The organism is Xenorhabdus sp. PB30.3, assembly GCF_963895965.1.
Lineage (GTDB): Bacteria > Pseudomonadota > Gammaproteobacteria > Enterobacterales > Enterobacteriaceae > Xenorhabdus > Xenorhabdus stockiae.
In genome coordinates this window covers 32,065-51,685 of record NZ_CAWQMW010000001.1, presented here as the reverse complement: position 1 = coordinate 51,685, position 19,621 = coordinate 32,065, and the positions used below count along the sequence as shown (strand labels likewise).

Annotated in this window: 15 protein-coding genes; 5 read left to right on the top strand and 10 right to left on the bottom strand. The window is 44.0% G+C overall.

Features of this window, described 5'->3' with window-relative positions:
• Positions 1-134: 134 nt before the first annotated feature.
• From fldA to AACX38_RS00090, 6 genes are all read right to left on the bottom strand, one after another.
• The gene (gene fldA, locus AACX38_RS00115; RefSeq protein ID WP_086956021.1) at positions 135-668 is read right to left on the bottom strand and encodes a flavodoxin FldA; all 534 of its coding nucleotides are present in this window, start codon (positions 666-668) and stop codon (positions 135-137) included.
• A 174-nt stretch (positions 669-842) separates the two neighbouring features.
• Positions 843-1,133, bottom strand: coding sequence for a LexA regulated protein (ybfE, locus tag AACX38_RS00110; RefSeq protein ID WP_099121713.1), 291 nt, complete (start codon positions 1,131-1,133; stop codon positions 843-845).
• Positions 1,134-1,340: 207 nt separating this feature from the next.
• Complete coding sequence (locus AACX38_RS00105) at positions 1,341-1,931, bottom strand: TetR/AcrR family transcriptional regulator (RefSeq protein WP_099121714.1); 591 nt, start codon at positions 1,929-1,931, stop codon at positions 1,341-1,343.
• 45 nt (positions 1,932-1,976) lie between these two features.
• Positions 1,977-5,090, bottom strand: coding sequence for an efflux RND transporter permease subunit (locus AACX38_RS00100; protein WP_228862770.1), 3,114 nt, complete (start codon positions 5,088-5,090; stop codon positions 1,977-1,979).
• Between the two features lies 1 nt (position 5,091).
• Positions 5,092-6,198: an efflux RND transporter periplasmic adaptor subunit gene (locus tag AACX38_RS00095; RefSeq protein WP_228862769.1), complete on the bottom strand. Its 1,107-nt coding sequence runs from the start codon at positions 6,196-6,198 to the stop codon at positions 5,092-5,094.
• 196 nt (positions 6,199-6,394) lie between these two features.
• Positions 6,395-7,651 carry an MFS transporter gene (locus tag AACX38_RS00090; RefSeq protein ID WP_228862768.1) on the bottom strand — a complete coding sequence of 419 codons (1,257 nt, stop codon included), beginning with the start codon at positions 7,649-7,651 and terminating at the stop codon, positions 6,395-6,397.
• A 358-nt stretch (positions 7,652-8,009) separates the two neighbouring features.
• Between AACX38_RS00090 and AACX38_RS00085 the strand changes: the two genes are divergently transcribed.
• The 5 genes from AACX38_RS00085 to AACX38_RS00065 all read left to right on the top strand — a co-directional run bounded on the left by AACX38_RS00085 (position 8,010) and on the right by AACX38_RS00065 (position 12,628).
• Positions 8,010-8,858 (top strand): dihydroorotate dehydrogenase electron transfer subunit, encoded by an 849-nt coding sequence (locus AACX38_RS00085; RefSeq protein ID WP_228862767.1) that lies wholly within the window; start codon positions 8,010-8,012, stop codon positions 8,856-8,858.
• Positions 8,851-9,792 (top strand): dihydroorotate dehydrogenase, encoded by a 942-nt coding sequence (locus tag AACX38_RS00080; RefSeq protein WP_228862766.1) that lies wholly within the window; start codon positions 8,851-8,853, stop codon positions 9,790-9,792. The genes AACX38_RS00085 and AACX38_RS00080 overlap by 8 nt, the downstream gene beginning before the upstream one ends.
• Positions 9,793-9,828: 36 nt before the next feature.
• Positions 9,829-11,085: a Zn-dependent hydrolase gene (locus AACX38_RS00075; RefSeq protein WP_228862765.1), complete on the top strand. Its 1,257-nt coding sequence runs from the start codon at positions 9,829-9,831 to the stop codon at positions 11,083-11,085.
• 239 nt (positions 11,086-11,324) lie between these two features.
• A complete protein-coding gene (locus tag AACX38_RS00070) occupies positions 11,325-12,218 on the top strand; it encodes a helix-turn-helix domain-containing protein (protein WP_228862764.1) in 894 nt (297 codons plus the stop codon).
• Between the two features lie 83 nt (positions 12,219-12,301).
• A complete protein-coding gene (locus tag AACX38_RS00065; protein ID WP_228862763.1) occupies positions 12,302-12,628 on the top strand; it encodes a hypothetical protein in 327 nt (108 codons plus the stop codon).
• Positions 12,629-12,775: 147 nt separating this feature from the next.
• Here the strand turns inward: AACX38_RS00065 and AACX38_RS00060 are convergent, their stop codons facing one another.
• The 4 genes from AACX38_RS00060 to AACX38_RS00045 form a co-directional block, all read right to left on the bottom strand.
• On the bottom strand, positions 12,776-13,768 hold the full coding sequence (locus tag AACX38_RS00060) for a GlxA family transcriptional regulator (RefSeq protein ID WP_228862762.1): 993 nt from the start codon (positions 13,766-13,768) through the stop codon (positions 12,776-12,778).
• A gap of 109 nt (positions 13,769-13,877) precedes the next feature.
• On the bottom strand, positions 13,878-16,022 hold the full coding sequence (locus AACX38_RS00055; protein WP_228862761.1) for a type I secretion system permease/ATPase: 2,145 nt from the start codon (positions 16,020-16,022) through the stop codon (positions 13,878-13,880).
• A gap of 2 nt (positions 16,023-16,024) precedes the next feature.
• Entirely contained in the window at positions 16,025-17,380 is a 1,356-nt protein-coding gene (locus AACX38_RS00050) for an HlyD family type I secretion periplasmic adaptor subunit (RefSeq protein ID WP_228862760.1), read from the bottom strand.
• On the bottom strand, positions 17,373-19,529 hold the full coding sequence (locus AACX38_RS00045) for a peptidase domain-containing ABC transporter (RefSeq protein ID WP_304957104.1): 2,157 nt from the start codon (positions 19,527-19,529) through the stop codon (positions 17,373-17,375). The genes AACX38_RS00050 and AACX38_RS00045 overlap by 8 nt, the downstream gene beginning before the upstream one ends.
• Positions 19,530-19,621: the final 92 nt, after the last annotated feature.

Here is a 19,621-nt window from a genome sequence, read left to right as displayed (position 1 = left end):
TTAGTTTCACGTTGTAGATTATAGGCATGGATATTGAAAATGAAAACCATGCCTATCGCGTTATCATGACACATTATTCAGGAATTATCCTGTGCAAAAGACGTTTCTTATGTCTATCAGACGCCAGAACAATTTTATGCGCCAAGGATTTCTGACAGGCTCATTTCAGCCGTGATCTGTTTTACCCAAGTTTCAACACGTTCATCAGTCAGTTCTGGCTGGCGATCTTCATCAATGGTGAGCCCAATGAAGTGTTTATCGTCTGCCATTCCTTTTGATTCTTCATGGTGATACCCTTCGATTGGCCAGTGACCAACGATAATTGCACCACGAGGTTCGATGACATCGCGAATGGTGCCCATGGCATCACAGAAATACTCTGCATAATCTTCCTGATCACCGCAGCCGAACAAGGCAACCAATTTTCCTTCAAAATTGATTTCTTCCAGTGTCGGGAGAAAGTCATCCCAGTCACATTGAGTTTCGCCGTAATACCAGGTTGGAATGCCTAGCAGCAGGATATCGAAAGCTTCAAGATCTTCTTTGCTGCTTTTGGCAATATCGTGGACTTCCGCAACATCAGCACCGCCCAGTTTTTCTTGGATCATTTTGGCAATGTTCTCTGTGTTGCCAGTGTCGCTGCCGAAGAATATACCTATTATTGCCATAAAGTGGATTAACCTCTTGTTTTATGTGTAGTTAAGTTATACACGTCACGCTGAAATCAGCAGGAGAAAAATATCAGTTTTAATAAACGAAAAAACTTTATTTTGACCAAACATCAGTGACAAGTCTGTCAGATTTGTGTGGTAGCGCCGTATCACGCTGTTGAATTAAAGCCGTTAATTGGTAAGGTTATTTTCTGTTGCTAACTGAGCCAGCAACATCTGTTCAATCAATTCACTGCGGCTGATATTGCGCTGTTTTGCCAGATGATTCAGTGCATCGACAGCTTCTTCATTAAGTTTTAGCTCCACCCGGCGAAGTCCTTTGACTTTATCCCGGCGCAGCTGATTACGTTTATTGATCCTAAGCTGTTCATCTCTGGACAGCGGACTTGTTTTAGGTCGCCCAGGCCTGCGTTCATCTGCGAACAAATCCAGTGTGGTGCGATCAGTTTGTTCTTTTGCCATAAATTCAATTGATAAAGGGCGTGTACCAATAATATAGCCGGCAATGATACCTTAGCTGGGCGCGTGTCGCTACTGGTTGATAGGAGAGATTATCAGGATTGGGTATAACAATAGTGGTTAATAAAGTATCGTGAAACAGATAAAGCAGAAAAGGAACCATTTGTACTGATTAAGGTCATTCCCTTAATCAGTACATGGATACGGGGATTACGGCATAAAAACCTTTCGTATCATATAGGTAAAAGAATCAAGACGTTGCTGCCATGCAAAATCAGGTTCCATGATTTGTCTGCCGATGGAACCATCAACGGTGATCATCAGCCAGGAAGCGGCCTGTTCAGCATTAATCTGTTTATCAATTTCCCCATTTTCAATGCCTTTGCTGATTAGCCGGGTTAAATGTTCGCGGACTTTTTTTTCATTTTCGATAAATATCTTATTAATAGCCGGATTCCGGCTGGCCTCAGCAATAATTTCGATACTGAGCCGGGCATAGCCGGGTTCGTTATAGAGTTCTACCAGCTTTGCTAACAACTTTTCGATAGTCACGGTCACTGAATTTTCATCATAACAGGCAGCCAGAATCTCATCGTAGTCATGGCTATCTTCTTCTGCAATAGCTTCAATAATGGCATTTTTGGTCGGGTAATAATGAAACAGGTTTCCGGGACTCATACCAGCCGTTTTGCAAATTTCTGCTGTCGATGTTGCATGAAATCCTTTTTCGATAAAACAGGAGATGGCTGCATCAAGAATATGCTTACGTTTTTCCCGCTGTTTTTCGGTCTGTTTTTTCACCTTATATTCCTCCACAGGCTGGGTACAGAATCAGATCGATTCCTATCAGTGATAATTAAGATCGTCTTTTGTTACCGATGACAATTTCCTGAGACGTGGAATGATATAATTTTTAAAATCATCCATATAACTATAAATAACGGGCACAAACAGCAAACTGAGTAAAGTTGAGCTGAGTAACCCGCCAATGACGGCGATAGCCATGGGAGCACGGAAATTGGTATCCGCACCGCTGGTCAGAACCAAAGGGATCATGCCGGCAATCATGGCAATTGTTGTCATGATGATCGGCCTGACGCGCTCTTTCCCTGCCTGAATGATGGCATCATTGCGTGACATGCCAGAGCGGGATTTTTCGAGAATAAACTCAACGAGTAAGATTGAGTTTTTACTGACAATACCCATCAACATTAAAATACCGATAATAACGGGCATATCAATCGTGGCATTATAAAGAAGCAAAGCAATAATGGCACCACCGATAGCGAACGGCAGGGCAACCAGAATGGTGATAGGCTGTAAGAAATCTTTGAACAGAATAATCAGGATAGCCAAAACCATCAGGATACTGAGCATTATGGTGGTGAAGAAGCGTTCGAACATCTCATTCATGTATTCAACATCACCATACTCAATCCTTTTGACTTCCGGTGGTAATTTCTCCAGCGTGGATAACTGATTAATCTGCTCTAATGCGGTTCCGATAGCAATGCCGTCAAGGTCTGCTTCAATCACGGCCTTACGTTCTCTGGAGATGCGTTCTATGGCATCAGGCCCTGAGCTGAAGGTAATATCTGCAACAGATTTAATCGGGACATTAACGCCTGATGTACTGCTGACATACATATTACGCAGCACGGCCAGATTATCCCTGTCCTCTTTAGCCAATAAAACGCGGAGCGGCACCTGCCTGTCAGGTAAATTAAATTTTGCAGTATTGGCACTGGTTTCACCAATGGTGGCGGTTTTAATGACAGCGCCAATCGCATCGGTTGTTACACCTGCTCTGGCTGCTTCCGCAATATTGGGGGTGATGATAATTTCTCGTCTGGGTAACGGTTGTAGGATCTGAACATTTTTCAATCCGTTTAACTGCATCATTTCCTGACGTAGCTGCTGTATTGTCTGAGAAAGAATATCCGGATAGTCGCTGGCTAAAACAATTGAAACATCCCTATTGCCGCTACCGCTGCCAAAGTTATATCGAATATCTGGCGTTGCACTCAGAATAGGTGCTAATGATTCTTCAAACTCTTTTTGTGACAATTTCCGATCATTAATCGGCACTAAATTAATAATAATAGTGCTTTTACTCTGACTGATATCCCCGGCTGTCCCTTCAACACCTGCGATAGAAAAGATATCTACAATTTCTGGTCGGTCTTTAAACTGCCTAATAATCTTCTGTAAAAGTTCATCACTTTTGGCTACCTGTGTTCCGGGAGGTACTTCAATATCTACTTTAGCGATACTGATATCTGATTTGGGTAAAAAACCGGAGGGCAATAGCTCAAGCAGGCTTAATGAGCCAAAAAGGAAAACAAGGGCTAAGGCCAAAGCTGTTTTACGAAATCTGAGTGTTTTATCGAGAATGGCAACATATTTGTTGATCCATTCAGGTGTCCTGACTTTATCTGCTTCGTTATGTTTTTCCGATAATGTTTTTTTAGCCGATGCCTTTTTCGGTAATAACAGGTAGGCAGACATCAGGGGAGTAACCAGTCTGGCAACTAACAAAGATGATAAAACAGCGGCTGAAACAGTAACGCCGAAAGGCACAAAATACTGGCCGACAAAACCACCGACAAAACTGACCGGCAGAAAAACGGCAACAATCGTAATCGTAATCGCGATGATGGCAAACCCGATAGCATTGGATGCTTTGATAGCGGCAATATAGGGTCTTTCACCTCTTTCAATATATTTTTCTATATTCTCTATTTCGACTATCGCATCATCCACTAAAATCCCGATCACCAGTGTTAATGCTAATAGTGTGATGCTGTTTAATGTGTAGCCAAATAAATGCAGAATAATAAAAGTAGGCAAGATAGATAACGGCAGGGCAATTGCAGCAATTAATGTTGCCCGCCAGCTTTTCAGAAAGAAGAACACAACAATGACCGTTAATATTGCACCTTCGATCAGTGTTTGCATAGTGGCATTATAACTGGCTACGGTGTATTTCACATTAGATGAAACGAGTTTGATATTAATATCAGGGTACTCTTTTTCAATTTTTTTTAATGCCTGTGTGACTCCTTTTTCAACTACGGTATCACTTGAGCCTTTGGTACGGAAGATGGCAAAACCAATAACAGGTTCACCATTCAGGCGTGCAATAGTATTTGTTTCTGCATGTGAATCTTTAATTGTGGCAATATCGCCCAGTGTTACCCAGTTATTATTATCTAATGGGAATTTTAATTGACGTAAATAATCGATTTGATTTTTAGCACCTAAAATACGGATAGCATGATTCTGACCGGCGATAACCATTTTTCCGCCGGGGATATTGACATTACTTTGGAGTAATAACCGGTTAATATCTGCAACACTGATTTTTAATGCGGCCAATTTTACTGGATCAGGTTCAACTAATATTTCTCTGCTTGTGCCTCCAGAGCGGCTGACCTTCTGTACGCCGGGAATCGTTAATAAATGCTTACTTAGTTTGTCATCCACAAACCAGGATAATTCAGTCAGACTTTTATCCTTTGACTGAACAGCGTAATTCAGAATAGAGCCTCCCTCTACATCAATACGGTTTATCAGAGGCTCATCTATAGTTTGTGGTAATTCTGCCCGTATTTGGGTGATTTGTTCCCGAATATCATTAACGGCGACATTGGGATCAACGGTCAAATTAAATTCAACAATAGTAATAGAGACACCATCAGTAATGGTTGAGTTAATATGCCGGATACCGGGTAAACCAGAAACTGCCCGTTCAATAGGCTTGGTAACGGCATTCTCCATTTCGGAAGGAGAAGCCCCATTTTGTGCAGCAGTGACCGTCACTATCGGGAAATTAATCACCGGATTGGCATTAATGGGTAACTCAGAGAAAGAGAATAACCCGGCAATTGTCAGAGCCAGGAAAATAACAATGGTGGGAATTGGCTTTCTGATGGCCCATTCTGATAATTGAAACTTCATTTTATTTTCCCTGTGGCTTAATAGAAACGGTATCCATCTCCTGTAAGAATGGAGATGCAGAAATAACAACTTTATCGTTTGCTGATAATCCTGATTTTATTTCCACCCAATTACCAAAAATACGTCCTATATTAAGTTGTTTCTTTTCGACCACATTTTTTTTACCAACAATAAAGGCACTGGCTTTATTTCCGTTGGTAATATTAACTGCACTATAAGGAATGGCATTAATATTTTCAGGCTTAAACTGAAAGAAAGCATAACCGAAATCACCCGGCCTGATATCTGCGGGAACATTTTCAAGAGCGATCCTGATAGTTCCTATCTGAGTGACAGGATTAATTTTGGGCGAAATATACCTGACTTTACCCGTTATTTTTTCACCTTCAGTGAGCGTTATTGTTGTGGGGAAACCGACCCGGATCTGTTTTAATTCAGTGATATAGGCTTCAGCAGAAAATTCGTACTGGTTATCAGCGATAAGTTTAAACAGGTAATTATTATCGGTGGTCATCCCCACTGTAGCGATGCGTTCACTGATAACTCCGTCATTAGGGGCAAGGATCGTTGTTTTGGCCCGCTGGCTTTTTTCTTCCTGCAATAGAGCCTGTAACTGTCGATACTCAGCTTTTGCTGCATTCAGGGCGGCCAGTGCGGAGTTTGCTTCCATTTTATATTTTTCAAATTCACTGGCTGAAATTACGCCTGTGCTGATCAGCGGTTTTACTCGCCTCAGTTCAGATTGTGCCTGATTGTTTATAGCTTCGTTCTGTTTTATCAGGGACAGTGATTGTTCGAGTTTAGCGCTGGCCTGCCTGACTTTCTCATCCTGAATGGGCGTTTCCAGCATAGCCAGAACATCCCCTTGTTTGACATGATCACCTTCTTCGACCAAAACATGCGTAATGATAAGTTGAGTCAGCGTAGGGCTGATGACAACCTCATTTTTGGCGACGATAGACCCTAATATATTGACGGTGGGAACAAAGGGAACAGACTGAATTGTTGTGGTTGAAACATACATCTGTTCCGTGGATGTCTGGGCGTTTGTATTGAAAATGAGAATAGAAAAACAAAAGCCAAGAAGGGGTAACAAATTTCTTGCCATTTATCGTCCTTACTAATGAGCAGAATGCCTAAATTAGCGCCTATATTTTTAGATAGATTAGTCTATCTAAAAATCGAGCGCAAACATTTTAACCACATTCTAATCTAAATTGCTTCGTACGAAATTAACTATAAGTTGTGTATGGGATTGGTGTTTTTGTTTTATGTCTGAGCATTTATGAGGCCTTGATTCAAAGCTAGTTCAATTCATTACCTTTTAGCTCAGGGATGAGATATATCGTCGCAATAATATCCATGATATAAATGGATGCCAGCAAGGTAATAGCCAGATGGAAAGAATAAAATGTCGCTATTGTTCCGATTAAAATAGGGCCAAACCCACCAATCCCACGCCCGATATTGAATAATACATTCTGCGCAGTTGCGCGAGCCGCAGTAGGATAAGCTTCGGAAATTAGTGCACCATATCCGCCAAGCATGCCATTGACAAATATACCTAGCAGGGCTCCTGCCCATAACATGGTGATGGGAACGGTTAGCTGTGAATAAAAAACGATTGACACAGCGGCCCCCATTTGGAAAAGAATAAATGAAGGTTTTCTTCCTATACGGTCTGCTATCTGGCCGAATATCCAGATCCCTGCCATCATTCCGAGAATAGTGACTGTGGTCCATATGGCTGATGTGGTCAGGTTAAATCCCAGCTGTTTTGCGAGATAGCTGGGCATCCATATTATTATTCCGTAATAGCCCAAGTTCTGCACTGAGGTCAATACAATGATACCTAAACTAATTTTGGCTGTTACTTTATCTTTTACGAGTAAACGAAATGATTCTAGTATTGACGGTTTGTGAACGATATTGTGATACACAAATACATCGGGTTCATGTAGACGGTGGCGGATAAACCAGGCAATAAACGCAGGAATTATCCCTACAATAAACATCCCACGCCAGCCGATTACTGGAAGTAAAAGCGGGGTAAGCAACGCAGCGAGAAGCACGCCTGTCTGCCAGCCCATCGCTACATAAGAAGATACACGCGAACGGTGACGTGCTGGCCAAGATTCAGCAGCTAAAGTCATACCGATACCAAACTCACCACCAAGGCCGACCCCAGCAATAGTGCGGTAAATAAGCAGTTCCCAGTAACCTCTGGCGAAGGCACATAAACCTGTAAATACAGCAAACAGCACTATCGTCCAAGTGAGTATCCGTACGCGACCAAAGCGATCGCTTAGGGCACCAAAAATGACTCCCCCCACAACGGCACCAATCAGTGTCCATGTAATCAGAGAACCAGATTGTGTTGGAGTCAGGTTAAGGTCAGCAGAAATGGTGTGTAGCATAAATCCCAGGATCAGAAGATCAAATCCATCCATTGCATAACCTACAGCTGAACCTAGTAGTGCTTTCCAGCTGTAGCTGTCAATTTCCCTTTCGGAGCTACCCTGTCCATTTTCTGTCGTACTAACATTGTTCATTGAATCCATAATTTTTCTCCTGACGATCATTATTGGTGCATGCAACACAACGCATTGAACCATCACAGTGCAAAATATGATCATCTGTGATATCAGTCTAATTTTTGATACTTGGCTGTGGTAATTTGAGTACCAAAAATTAGATGTAAAATATGAAATTGATAAAGCTAGTATAAATAAATTTAATTTTTTTATTAAAATCAATTAATTAATTGTTTTATTTTACTGTGGTGAAAACATGTGAATAGACTTTTTCAGCTGAAAACCGGATATCTTCAGTTGTTAAAAAAATACGTGTATCTTTTTTGATATTTGTGTCATATATAATACTCAACATTTTATTTACAACGATGATGGGTATCACAAAATGAGTGACATAGTCTGTTTCGAACGTAATGCCGAGCAGGTAGCCTCATATCGTTGCCTGGTTTCAGAACATCACTGGGTTAATAAACGTTATAAATATCTGCGTTTGAGCGCGAATGCTGACTTGAATGGCTCAACTCATCCGGGGCAGTTCTACATGCTTAAATGTCCTGATGTAGGGGAATTACATCCCTTTCTGCTCAGACCAATGAGTGTATATGGCACTGGGCCTGAGCCGGGAACAATCGAGTTTTTATACAATGTCTCAGGAGTAGGCACGAAGGCGCTTGCTGACCTGTCGTCAGGAAATGAAATGGAAATTGTCGGGCCACTCGGTAATACCTTTACGCTCAGGGCTGGGTTTCATCGGGTAATGATGGTTGCCCGTGGCGTGGGCCTGGCTACGATGGCCCCTTTGATACAGAAGGCTGCCTGTGTCGGTATAGAACTCACGGTGGTGATGTCTGCCAGAACCCCGGAAGACCTTATGCGGGATGCTTTTTTGCGTGGTGTAGATGCTGATGTGTACTGCCTTTATGACAATGATGGAACCTCTGCAGTAAGCTCTCTGGATAAGCTGCTGCGCGAAATACTCAGCAAAAATCATCATGACATGGTTTATACATGTGGTTCGCATCGTATACTTCGGCTACTTCAATCTGTTCTTACTGACTTTTCTGAAACTGAAGGTGAAGTCGCGCTAGAACAGCGTATGGCTTGTGGTATGGGCGTTTGTTTATCCTGTGTGAGGCCTATCCTACAGAACGGACAAATTGATTTTTTGCGTGTCTGTCGTGAAGGACCGGTGTTTCCCATTCGCTCAGTCATCGGGGAGGTGGAATTTGCCTGAACTTAATGTGAGTCTTGGAGCACTCGAACTTAAAAATCCAGTCATGCCGGCTTCTGGCTGTTTTGCTATTGAGTACAGTGAATCACTTGATTTTAACCAGCTCGGAGCACTGGTGCTTAAGAGTGTTTCTCCGGTAAAACGTTCTGGTAATCCCATTCCACGTGTGTGTGAGACTCGCGGGGGGATGATGAATGCCATCGGTATCCCAAGTCAGGGACTCGAATATTATCGAGAGAAAGTTATTCCAGCATATTCAATATATTCCACTCCACTGGTCGTATCTATTTCTGCTGACACAAAGGAATCATTTGCCAGCGCAGTAGCTGAGATGGCATTACCTTCTGTAGCGGCGATTGAAGTAAACATTTCCTGCCCGAATCTTGAAGCGGACGGGATGGCCTTCGCGATGTCCCCAGACACGACGTTTGACGTAGTTAGCGCTATTAGAAAAAAAAGTGATTTTCCGCTCTGGGCTAAACTGACACCTAATGCGGGGAATGTCGTGGAAGTCGCTTTGGCTGCAGAAGCTGCGGGTGTGGATGCAATTGTTATGGGTAATACTTTTCTTGCCATGTCGATAGATATTTACACACGTAAACCTCGCCTTGGAAATGTTATGGGGGGGCTATCAGGACCAGCGATCAAACCTATCTCACTACGTATGGTTCATCAATGTTATCGCGCATTAAAAATCCCGGTAATTGGTTGTGGAGGTATCTCCAGCTCAGATGATGCAATCGAGTTCATGCTGGCTGGAGCAACTGCCATTCAGGTCGGTACCGCGTCCTTTATTGATCCGGGCATCATGCAGAAAATTATAAATGGCATCGATGATTATTGTGTGAAGTACGGCGTCAGTCATATCAGGGACATAGTTGGTCAAGTCAATATTGATGAGCAGATTTTCTCCCGCTGGAATAGGTTTGCTCAGTAATCCGATAACACACCCATTAAAGGTTGCAAGCTGAAAATGTCTATTTTTGATTACAGGCAGTTAGCAGAAGTTTTATTTTCTGATATTTATCAGTTGAGCTTCGATGGTGTTGGAGTAAGCCGGGCTAGCTTTGGGTTGGGCGAGTCTGCTGCTGGTGAATATCTTAGCCGGTTCGCCAAAAATGAGGGGCTTATAGTCCACACTGACCGTGCGGCAAATATAATTTTTAGTCAGACATATGTCGGTGAGAACACCCCAGCGATTTGGGTCGGTTCTCACATCGATTCTGTTCCTCAGGGGGGGAATTTCGATGGTCTGGCGGGTGTTATCGCCGGACTCATTATTCTCGTAGCCAGCCAGCGGGAGAATCGAAAACTGTCTGTACCGATGAAAGTCGTCGCTTTAAGAGGAGAAGAAAGTGCCTGGTTTGGCAGGGCTTATATGGGATCCAGTGCGATATTTGGTCGTTTGACACCTGAGGATCTGGAGCGTAAACAGCGTGTAACCGGCGAGACACTAGGCAGGAGTCTGGAGAAGTTGGGCGCTGATGTTACTGCAATCCGCAACCAACAGGTATTGGTCGAGAAAAAAAATATTCTTGGCTGGCTTGAATTGCATATTGAACAAGGGCCGGTGCTGGTTGAAAAGGCATTACCTCTTGCCGTTGTCAGCGGTATTCGGGGAAATATTCGCTATAACCACATTCATTGTATTGGTGATGCCCAGCATTCAGGGGCTGTGCCACGTGAGCTACGCCACGATGCGGTTTACGGGGTGTCCGATTTAATCATGCGTTTGGATGTTCGCTGGAAGTCTCGGTTGTCAGCTGGAGAAGATCTTGTCGTTACCACCGGGATATTTCAGACTGATTCAGAAGAACATGCTGTGTCCAGAATTCCTGGACATGTTAGCTTTAGTCTTGAAGCGAGAAGCCTTAATACAGATATCTTAAAAGCATTCTCCGAGGATATTTTCACTGAAGTTCAGGCGGTAAGTCAGGCACGCGGAGTAAAATTTATATTTGACAGTCCGGTCTTTACGGCCCCGGCGACTCTTGATGATACAGTGCTTGCTGCGATTAAGCGAAGCTGTCACTCTCTGTCTGTTAAACACCTTGAGTTAGCTAGTGGAGCAGGCCATGATTCGGCTAATTTTGCAAATCAAGGAATCCCGACCGGAATGCTGTTTGTCCGTAATCAGAATGGTTCACACAATCCCCATGAAGCTATGAATATGGATGATTTCATTCAGGGAATACGGGTTATTAAGCAGACAATTGAGAACTGGGTATGAAAGCGTGTGTGACACTCGGCTCGACGTTAACATACATGACAGGACTCTGTGTTTTTTATTGAAGAGACAGTATCAGTCTCAGACGTGATTATCCGCAGTTGAAAATTGCACTGGAACATATCACGACTGAGAGGGCTGTCCAGAATTGTTATACCACAACAGTTTATAGCTCAGACAGTTGTTATTCTTGAAATGGTCTGTATTCTCTTTTTTAATACTAAAGACCTGAATTAAGAAAAATGGCTGATAACTGGAATTCATCGATTGATTATACTGCTATAGGGGATCGCCTCAAGGCGTACCGGATTGGCGCGTCCCTCCAAGCAGAAGATATTGCGCAGCAACTGGGTGTATCTCGGGCGGTGATCTACCGTATTGAGCGGGGTGAAATTGTCAAAATTGAGACGTTGGATCGCCTAGCTCATTTACTTGAAACCTCACTGGCTTCATTGCTGGGGGTGGAGTCAGAATACTATCCAACCGCACTGGGGTTATTTGAAAGAATGCGTCAGCTTGAAAGCGTGAGTGATCGGATTCTTGCACACTTCGAGCCTGTTTCGTTATTGCTTACTTCGGATAGCTATCTTGAAGTGCTCACGGAAATGCTAAAAGAGGCTAATAGCAATAAAAGTAATGCAGAATCTGAACAGCGGAATATAGACTCCATCATCAACATCCTTATTGAACGCCGTGCTTACTTTGAGCGGCGTAAGCCCCATATCATCAGTCTGGTCGGATTACGGGAACTGGAACGTTTCGTTCATACCGGTATGGTTGGACGGCTAGATTTACCCAGTGATGTCTATTCGCGGCGGATAAAAGCTGCACGTCATGAGGTGCTGAAACTGGCAGAGCTGATGGAAAGTGAACCACTTGATATTCAAGTCGGTATTATTGACGAGGCAATGCCGTCCTCAACGTTTCAGGTATTGTCTGGTGTATCTCACAGTGTACTCGTAACAAGCCCGTTCAGACTGGGAGAGATGCCTAATATTTCAAATGGGATAGGGACTGTGACATATGCACCGGAAGCAGTAAAAAAACATGAGGATCTCATGGTTAGACTGTGGCGAAAAGCTCATAAAGGACAGGAAGGTGCTGATTTATTGAGAAGAATGCTAAAGAATATCTGATGTAAAATAAGGAGTAAGTCCTCTCAGACAGGGTTGCAGACCTGCATTCATGTCAAATAAAAAATTATAGTATTGGAGGAATTATGATATTTGATGAAATTAAAGACCGTTTTGCGAGTGCGGGAATTGGCACTGATGCTTTTAGAGAGTTATATAGAGAAACTTTCGACCTGATGAATGAAGATAAGGATAATGCAGTCATCTATTTTTTGGTCGGAGTGGCGGCTAGATCGTATGTTCTCAGGTATGATGATCAGGAGGTAGATCCTGATTTTGCGGAGCAGTCCAAGATATTGATGGAAGGCTTCGTAGAAAAAATCGCTCTATCACTGAAACAATCCTTTGAAAAAAGAATAAAAATAGCCAGTGAAGTTGCCTCTGACTATCATTGGAAAACATCCAGCTTCTGAATTAATGGATATAATGTCGCTTTATTAAAACATTATATGTATTAGTGTGATTACTGAACAACAATACTGAAACAACAAAGCCCTTCGGTAATTAATCTGCCAGTCTGACTCGGTAATCACACTACTACGGATAAAGAGAGAAAACTATCACTCAACCGAAAATCGGCCGGTATGATGGTGATACTTCTGTCGATACTCTTTGGGCGTCAGTCCATTACAGCGTTTAAATAATTCCCTGAAATAACGGGTATCTTCATAACCCACTTCATGGCTGATCTCTTCAATGGTTTTTTGTGACTTTTCCAGCCAGTGTTTGGCCTGTGACAACCGTATTTTCTGAATATACTGGATGGGGGTTTGCCCTGTGGCAATTTTGAATCTGCGTTTCATCTGCCGTTCACAAAGGTGAATTTTACTGGCTAAATCAGCGACGGATAAAATCTCAGAAGGGAAAGAGTGCATCCAGTCCTGTAATTTGTGGATGAGCAGATCAGAATGCTGGCGGTAAGGAACAAAGCTGACTGAATCATACGAACTTTGGTTTTCGTTTTCCCCGAACAGAAAGTGCGCGCAATGCTCTCTGGCACATTTACCATAGAGTAGCTCGACAATATTCATCATGGCGCTGGCGGTGCCATAAGCGCTGGAAATACAAAAACGGTTATTGTCACAAGTGATTTTTTTATCCATATACAGGGGAATATGGGGAAATAATGCCTTAAATTCAGCAGAAAAATGGGGATGAATGGTTGCACTTGTTTTCAGTAGACCGGCTTTTGCCAGCATGAACGTGCCAGAACATACGGAAACGATAGGAATATGTTTTTCATCCATCGCTTTAAGCCAGTCTATTATTTCCGGTGAGCAGTGTTGTGGTTGCCATTTTGGAAAACCCAGCGAGCCTATCAGGATGAGATCGGGATACTCTACCTGATAAAGGCTGCTGTGAGATACCGGGATAGATTCAATCAGCCTATCATGGATTTCATCCATTTTCTGAAGGGAGGGGGAAATAACATGAACGTAAGGAGTGGGGCCGCCAATAGCATTGGCGGCGATAGTCAGTATTTCAATCGGCATGGTAACCGATGTGACTGATGAATGTGAAAAAACCAGGGCTGTGATAGAGATTTGTTTCATAGTCGTATTCTCTTCCTTAAGAACATCTTACAATGCTGTGTTAATTTCGTTATGAAATTAATTTTAAGATGAAACAATCCACATCTTCAATGAATTCCTGCCGTAATAATCACTCAGTTTGCTGATGCCAGAGTTGAGCATAAAGCCCATTTTGTTGTAACAGGTCGGCATGTGAACCGGATTCAATAATTCTTCCCTGATCTAAGACGAATATTTTATCTGCATGACGAAGCGTATTCAGCCGGTGGGCAATACTAATAATAGTCCTGTTCTGGCGGATCTCATCCATATTACTCATAATGGCGGCTTCGGATTCATAATCCAGTGCAGAGGTTGCTTCATCCAGGATCAGGATCTTGGGATCATTCAGTAATGCCCTTGCCAGAGCGATACGTTGCCGCTGTCCGCCGGACAGGTTACCGCCTTTTTCCCCGACCGGATGGGCGAATTTATGGGGAAACTGATTGATGAAATCGATGGCACCGGCCAGAGTCGCAGCGTGATACAGTTCTTCATCGGTGGCATTGGGTTTACACAGGCGGATATTGTCAGCAATGCTGCCGGAAAACAGGATGCTTTCCTGTAAAACCACGCTCATGTTACGTCGCAGCGATACCGGATCTGCAATAGCCAAATCCATACCATCCACCAGAACCTGACCATGTTGTGGTATATAGAGGCGCTGTAATAAACGGGTCAGAGTGCTTTTCCCTGAGCCGGATGGCCCGGTAATCCCGATAAATTCCCCCGCGCTGATTGATAGTGACAGGTTCGCCAGTACTTCAGGGGTATCCTCATGATAGCGGAAGCGAATATTTTTAAATTCAATCTGTCCGGCCAGTTCAGGGGAAGAAACTAACCCTTGTTTACTGTTTTCCATCGGCTCATCAAGAATATCGCCGACACGTCTCAGGGCGATCAGGGTATGCTGAAAATCCTGCCATACCTGTGCCAGACGCAGGATTGGCTGGGTGACATGCCCGGCCAGCATATTAAAGGCAATCAGTTCTCCGGGAGAGAGTTCTCCGGCCAGCACACTTTTGACACCCCACCACAATAATAATGCGGCCACAATTTTCTGGATCAGTGTAATCCCTTGCCCAGCCGCAAGCCCGCTTTTCTGGGCGGAAAAACGCTGAATTAACTGTCGGCTGAGTACGGCCTGCCACTGGTGCAGAAAGCGCTTTTCTGTTGCTGTGGTTTTGATGGTTTCGATACCGGTAACCGCTTCAGTCAGGAAACTGGTTGCTTGAGCATCTGCTTCATATTCGGCTTCCACTTTATGCCGGATAATCGGGCCGACGGTTACCCAGAGCAGGAAATAGAGAACCAGTGATCCGGTTACAATCCATGTCAGCAGGCTGGAGTAATGGAACATGACGCCGAGAAACAGCACAATGAAGATCAGGTCGAGCAATAACATCAGGGTAGAACCGGTCAGAAACTGGCGGATCTGGGCCATTTCTCTGACGCGGGCGATGATTTGCCCTGTCTGACGCTGTTTGAAATAGGGCAGTGGCAGTCCTACCAGATGACGGTAAAGCCGACCGGAAAGTTCAGCATTGATTTGGCTTGCCATATGCCCGAATACGGTATTACGCATAAACCCGTACAGAGGTTCCGCAATGGCGAGCGCCAGCATCGCCAGACCGAGAACATGCAGGCTGGAAAGGCTGCGTCCGACTAATACCTTATCAATGATATTTTCAAACAGTAAAGGTGCAGCCAGTGCAAAAAGCTGCAATACAATAGCCAGCAGGAAAATATCCTTTAACTGTTTTTTCTGCCTGAAAATGGAAGGATAAAACCAGCTTAGGCCAAATTCGACGTGTTTTTTAGTCAGGCTTTTTTCGGCAACCAGCAGGATCTTATATTGATCGCACAGACCGTGTGCTTTTTGTTCTCCCGTAATGGGATTAAGTACGGTGAAACGGTCTGCATTAATACTCAGCAATACCCACCAGCACTGCTCCAGCTCAATCAATGCAGGCAGTGGCAGAGTCGATGCAGTTTCTGCTGACAGGGAATCAAACTTACTGTGCAGCCCGATGGCATCCACCGCTTCCCGTAGCTGCCAGTCAGTCAGTTCCAGCGAATCCAGCCCCAGCGCATGATGCAGTTGCCCGGCATCGGCAACTTTATGAAATTTTTTCCCCAGCCAGACGGTACACTCAATAGCTTGATTATTTAAGCGATTTTCTGTATCAGTGCCGTTTGTACCTGAAAAACGTTTATCGGAAAAAACATTTACCATGATTATTTTTCCCTCAGCGCTTCAGACTGATATTCGCGAATCGGGCTGAGCAGGTAATCAATCACTCGTCGCTGGTCAGTTTTGATATCCGCAACAATTGACATCCCGGCTGTCAGTTCAACCGGTTTGCCGTCAACCATAATATTGTTCTGGTTGAGACTGATTTGTGCCGGAAACACCAGCCCCAGCCGTTCATCTACCGTGGAATCGCGGGAAACACTTAACAATCGGCCTTCAATGGTGCCATAGCGGGTATAAGGGAATGCATCGACTTTTACGGTGACCTGCTGCCCCGGACGGATAAAACCAACGTCTTTATTCAGGATCTGGACTTCAGCCAGCTGTATATGGTCGTCAGGAACAATCACCATCAGATTTTGTGCCGGTTGCAACACTGCCCCCAGCGTATGGACGCTCAACTGCTGGACGGTACCTGTTACCGGAGAGCGAACGACTGAAAGCTCTTCCCGTTCTTTCATTTTTGACAGCTCCTGTTTCAGTACAGAGAGCTGCATATCCGCCTGCTTGATTTTTTCAAACCATTCGCGATCTTTTTGCGTTTTCAGGCTCTTCAGCCGTTCTTCCAGACTCTTGTTCTGCGTCATCAGGACGCCAAGTTCCGCCCTTTGTTGCGTCAGCAGACGTTCTGTCTCCAGAAACTCTTTTTCTTGCTCCAGATATTCCACCCGGCTGATAACCTGCTGCTGGCTTAATGTTTTTCTGGCTTGTAAGCGCTGGCTGATATTCTGGCGCAGGTTGCTCAGTGCCTGAATATCATTCTCTTTGGCTTTCTGTGAAGAGAGATTGACATTCATTTCAGCATAAATATTGGTTACAACCGCATCGAATTCCTGCTTTTCATGCTGGTAATGTGTCAGAATTTTTTTCTGACTAACAGCGGATTGTTGCTGAAAAAGTTCGGATGATTCAGGGGCGTGATTATCTAACAATGCCTGATAACGGATCTTTTCTTCGGTGAGATATTCACGCTGTTCAAGCATACGGGTAATGTCCTGATTGACACCAAGTGTGTTCAGTGTCAGCAGTTCTGCGCCTTTTTCAACGTGTTGCCCGTTGGCGACATGAATAATCGCCAGACGGCTCTGCTCATAGGCCTGAATCACCTGTGAACGACCGGATACTATCAGGCGTCCGGTTGCCGTGGCTTGTACATCCAGTTTTCCCAGATACGCCCACAGCAGAAGCACCAGTACACCGATACTGAGCGCGATTGCGGTATAGCGGGCAAACGGCGAAGGCGGACGTTGCGATAATGCCAGATGCGTGGGTAAAAAATCGTAATGTTGAGAAGGAGAACGCAGGCGTTTCAGCCCTTTACGCAAAATGGCCTTAAACATGGGAAGAACCCTCCTGTTCCTGTTTTAGTTCCTGTTGCAATTGCCAGAGTTTTTGGTAATGCCCGCCATGCTGTAAAAGCTGTTCATGGCTGCCCTGTTCGATGATCTGGCCGTGATGCAGCACAATAATCCGGTCACACTGACGTACAGTGGAGAGCCGGTGTGCGATAGTGATGACGGTTCTTCCCTGAGCAATACCCGCCATATTGGTCTGAATAATGGCCTGTGATTCATCATCCAGCGCGCTGGTGGCTTCATCGAGGATCAAAATTCGCGGATCGGAGAGCAGGGTTCTGGCAATCGCCAGACGTTGTCGCTGCCCGCCTGACAGTGACTGACCACCTTCTGCGATAACTGTGTCATACCCTAACGGCAGTTTAAGAATAAAATCGTGTGCGCCTGCCAGCCTTGCAGACTCAATAACATCAGACAGCGGTGCGTCAGGCCGTGATTGGGCAATATTTTCCTTGACGGTTTTATTGAACAGGAAATTTTCCTGTAACACGATCCCGGCCTGTTGCCTTAATAATTCCGTATCCAGTTGTTGTAGCGGAATACCGTCCAGCCTGATTGTTCCATGCTCCGGGGTATACAGGCGCAGTAACAGACGGGCAAGGGTACTTTTCCCGGAACCGGATGTGCCAACAACGCCAAGAGTTTCTCCTGCCCTGATATCCAGTGTGAAATGGTTAATGGTCGGAGGAATATCAGGCTGATAACGGAAAACGACATCAGAGAAGGAAATCGCACCGGTTAGTGCCACCTGTTTCTTCTCTGCCTGTTTTTCTACGGATTGCTTTGCGACAGATTGTTTTGCAACAGACTGCTGCTCTGTCGGTAAATTCAGCATATCTGCCAGCTTATCGACGGCAATCCGGGTACGGATAAATTGCCCCCAGAGCTGAACCAGTTTGGCTAACGGCTGTTGGGTATGATTAACCATCATATTAAAGGCAATCAACTGACCGATAGTCATATGCAGGGAGAGGACTTCGGATGCGCCAAGCCAGATAATAACGGCACTGGTGACTTTCTGTAACAGCATAACCAGATGACTGGAGCGGTTATCCCATTGCTGAACCTCATAACTGGTACTGACCATATTTTCAGTCTGGCTGTCCCAGCGTCGGGTGAAACGTGGTTCTGCTGCGAGGCTTTTCAGCGTTTCAGCGCCTGCGACAGTTTCTGTCAGAAATGACGTATTGAGCGCCGCATGAGTGAACTGTTTTTCTACCGATTTTTCGAGTTTCGGTGTAACCCACCATGCCAGCAGGGCATAGAAGGGGATGGTAATCAGAAAAATCAGGGTTAATGTGCCGGAAATCAGGCTCATAACATAGATGAAAACAAACATAAACAGGACATCAATGCATAATGTAAACATCGATCCTGTTAAAAATTCCCGGATGGTTTCCAGTTCCCGTACCCGTGTGACAATCGCGCCCACCTGACGGGTTTTGAAAAACAGTAAAGGCAGTCCAAACAGATGTTGAACCAGTTTCAGCCCCAGTTTGATATCAATCCGGTTGGCAGTATGAGAATACTGATACTCGCGCAGTCCTCTCAGGACAACTTCAGTAATTCCGGCGAATATAAGACCGAATACCAGTACATCCAGTGTGGATAGCGCCTGATGTACCAATACCTTATCCATCACGACCTGAATGAATAAGGGGGAGATCAGGGCTAAGATCTGCAAAACGAAAGAAAATAGTAGTATTTCAGTCAGATTTTTCTTCTGCCTGATAAATTCGGGAATGAACCAGTGGATATTAAATTGGCTACTGTTTTGCTTTATTTTCAGCCAATGACCGTTCCATAAATTGATAAAATCTTCCTTATCCAATATTTCCGGCTTTTCCTGATGGGGCTTTTGTATTAGTACCCGATGTTCATCGCATTTTGCTAAAATAAAAGGATTTCCATTATTGTCAAACAGAATTGCCGGTAAAGATAATGTGTTAATTTTCTTCTTTATCGAACGCTTATTTTTAATGGATACATTGTGTTCTTTCTTTAATTTATTTAAAGCGGCAGGGTAATCATCATTATTGTTTATGTTTTTATCAGATATAACCGAGGGCTTGCCATTAGATATCATTATTATTAATTTAATTAATGATAATGTTGTTTTTTCTATTTCATTCATGCATGGAAGTCTATTTGTAACGAAAGTCAAAACTCAAATTAAAGAAACAACCAGAAAAAGAGTGTGGTATTTCTCGATGAAATATTTTTAAT

Bases quoted from the DNA above. Each gene is read 5' to 3' on its own strand.
- fldA (WP_086956021.1), bottom strand. From the start codon at position 668: ATGGCAATAATAGGTATATTCTTCGGCAGCGACACTGGCAACACAGAG.
- ybfE (WP_099121713.1), bottom strand. From the start codon at position 1,133: ATGGCAAAAGAACAAACTGATCGCACCACACTGGATTTGTTCGCAGAT.
- AACX38_RS00100 (WP_228862770.1), bottom strand. From the start codon at position 5,090: ATGAAGTTTCAATTATCAGAATGGGCCATCAGAAAGCCAATTCCCACC.
- AACX38_RS00095 (WP_228862769.1), bottom strand. From the start codon at position 6,198: ATGGCAAGAAATTTGTTACCCCTTCTTGGCTTTTGTTTTTCTATTCTC.
- AACX38_RS00090 (WP_228862768.1), bottom strand. From the start codon at position 7,651: ATGGATTCAATGAACAATGTTAGTACGACAGAAAATGGACAGGGTAGC.
- AACX38_RS00085 (WP_228862767.1), top strand. From the start codon at position 8,010: ATGAGTGACATAGTCTGTTTCGAACGTAATGCCGAGCAGGTAGCCTCA.
- AACX38_RS00075 (WP_228862765.1), top strand. From the start codon at position 9,829: ATGTCTATTTTTGATTACAGGCAGTTAGCAGAAGTTTTATTTTCTGAT.
- AACX38_RS00070 (WP_228862764.1), top strand. From the start codon at position 11,325: ATGGCTGATAACTGGAATTCATCGATTGATTATACTGCTATAGGGGAT.
- AACX38_RS00065 (WP_228862763.1), top strand. From the start codon at position 12,302: ATGATATTTGATGAAATTAAAGACCGTTTTGCGAGTGCGGGAATTGGC.
- AACX38_RS00060 (WP_228862762.1), bottom strand. From the start codon at position 13,768: ATGAAACAAATCTCTATCACAGCCCTGGTTTTTTCACATTCATCAGTC.
- AACX38_RS00055 (WP_228862761.1), bottom strand. From the start codon at position 16,022: ATGGTAAATGTTTTTTCCGATAAACGTTTTTCAGGTACAAACGGCACT.
- AACX38_RS00050 (WP_228862760.1), bottom strand. From the start codon at position 17,380: ATGTTTAAGGCCATTTTGCGTAAAGGGCTGAAACGCCTGCGTTCTCCT.
- AACX38_RS00045 (WP_304957104.1), bottom strand. From the start codon at position 19,529: ATGAATGAAATAGAAAAAACAACATTATCATTAATTAAATTAATAATA.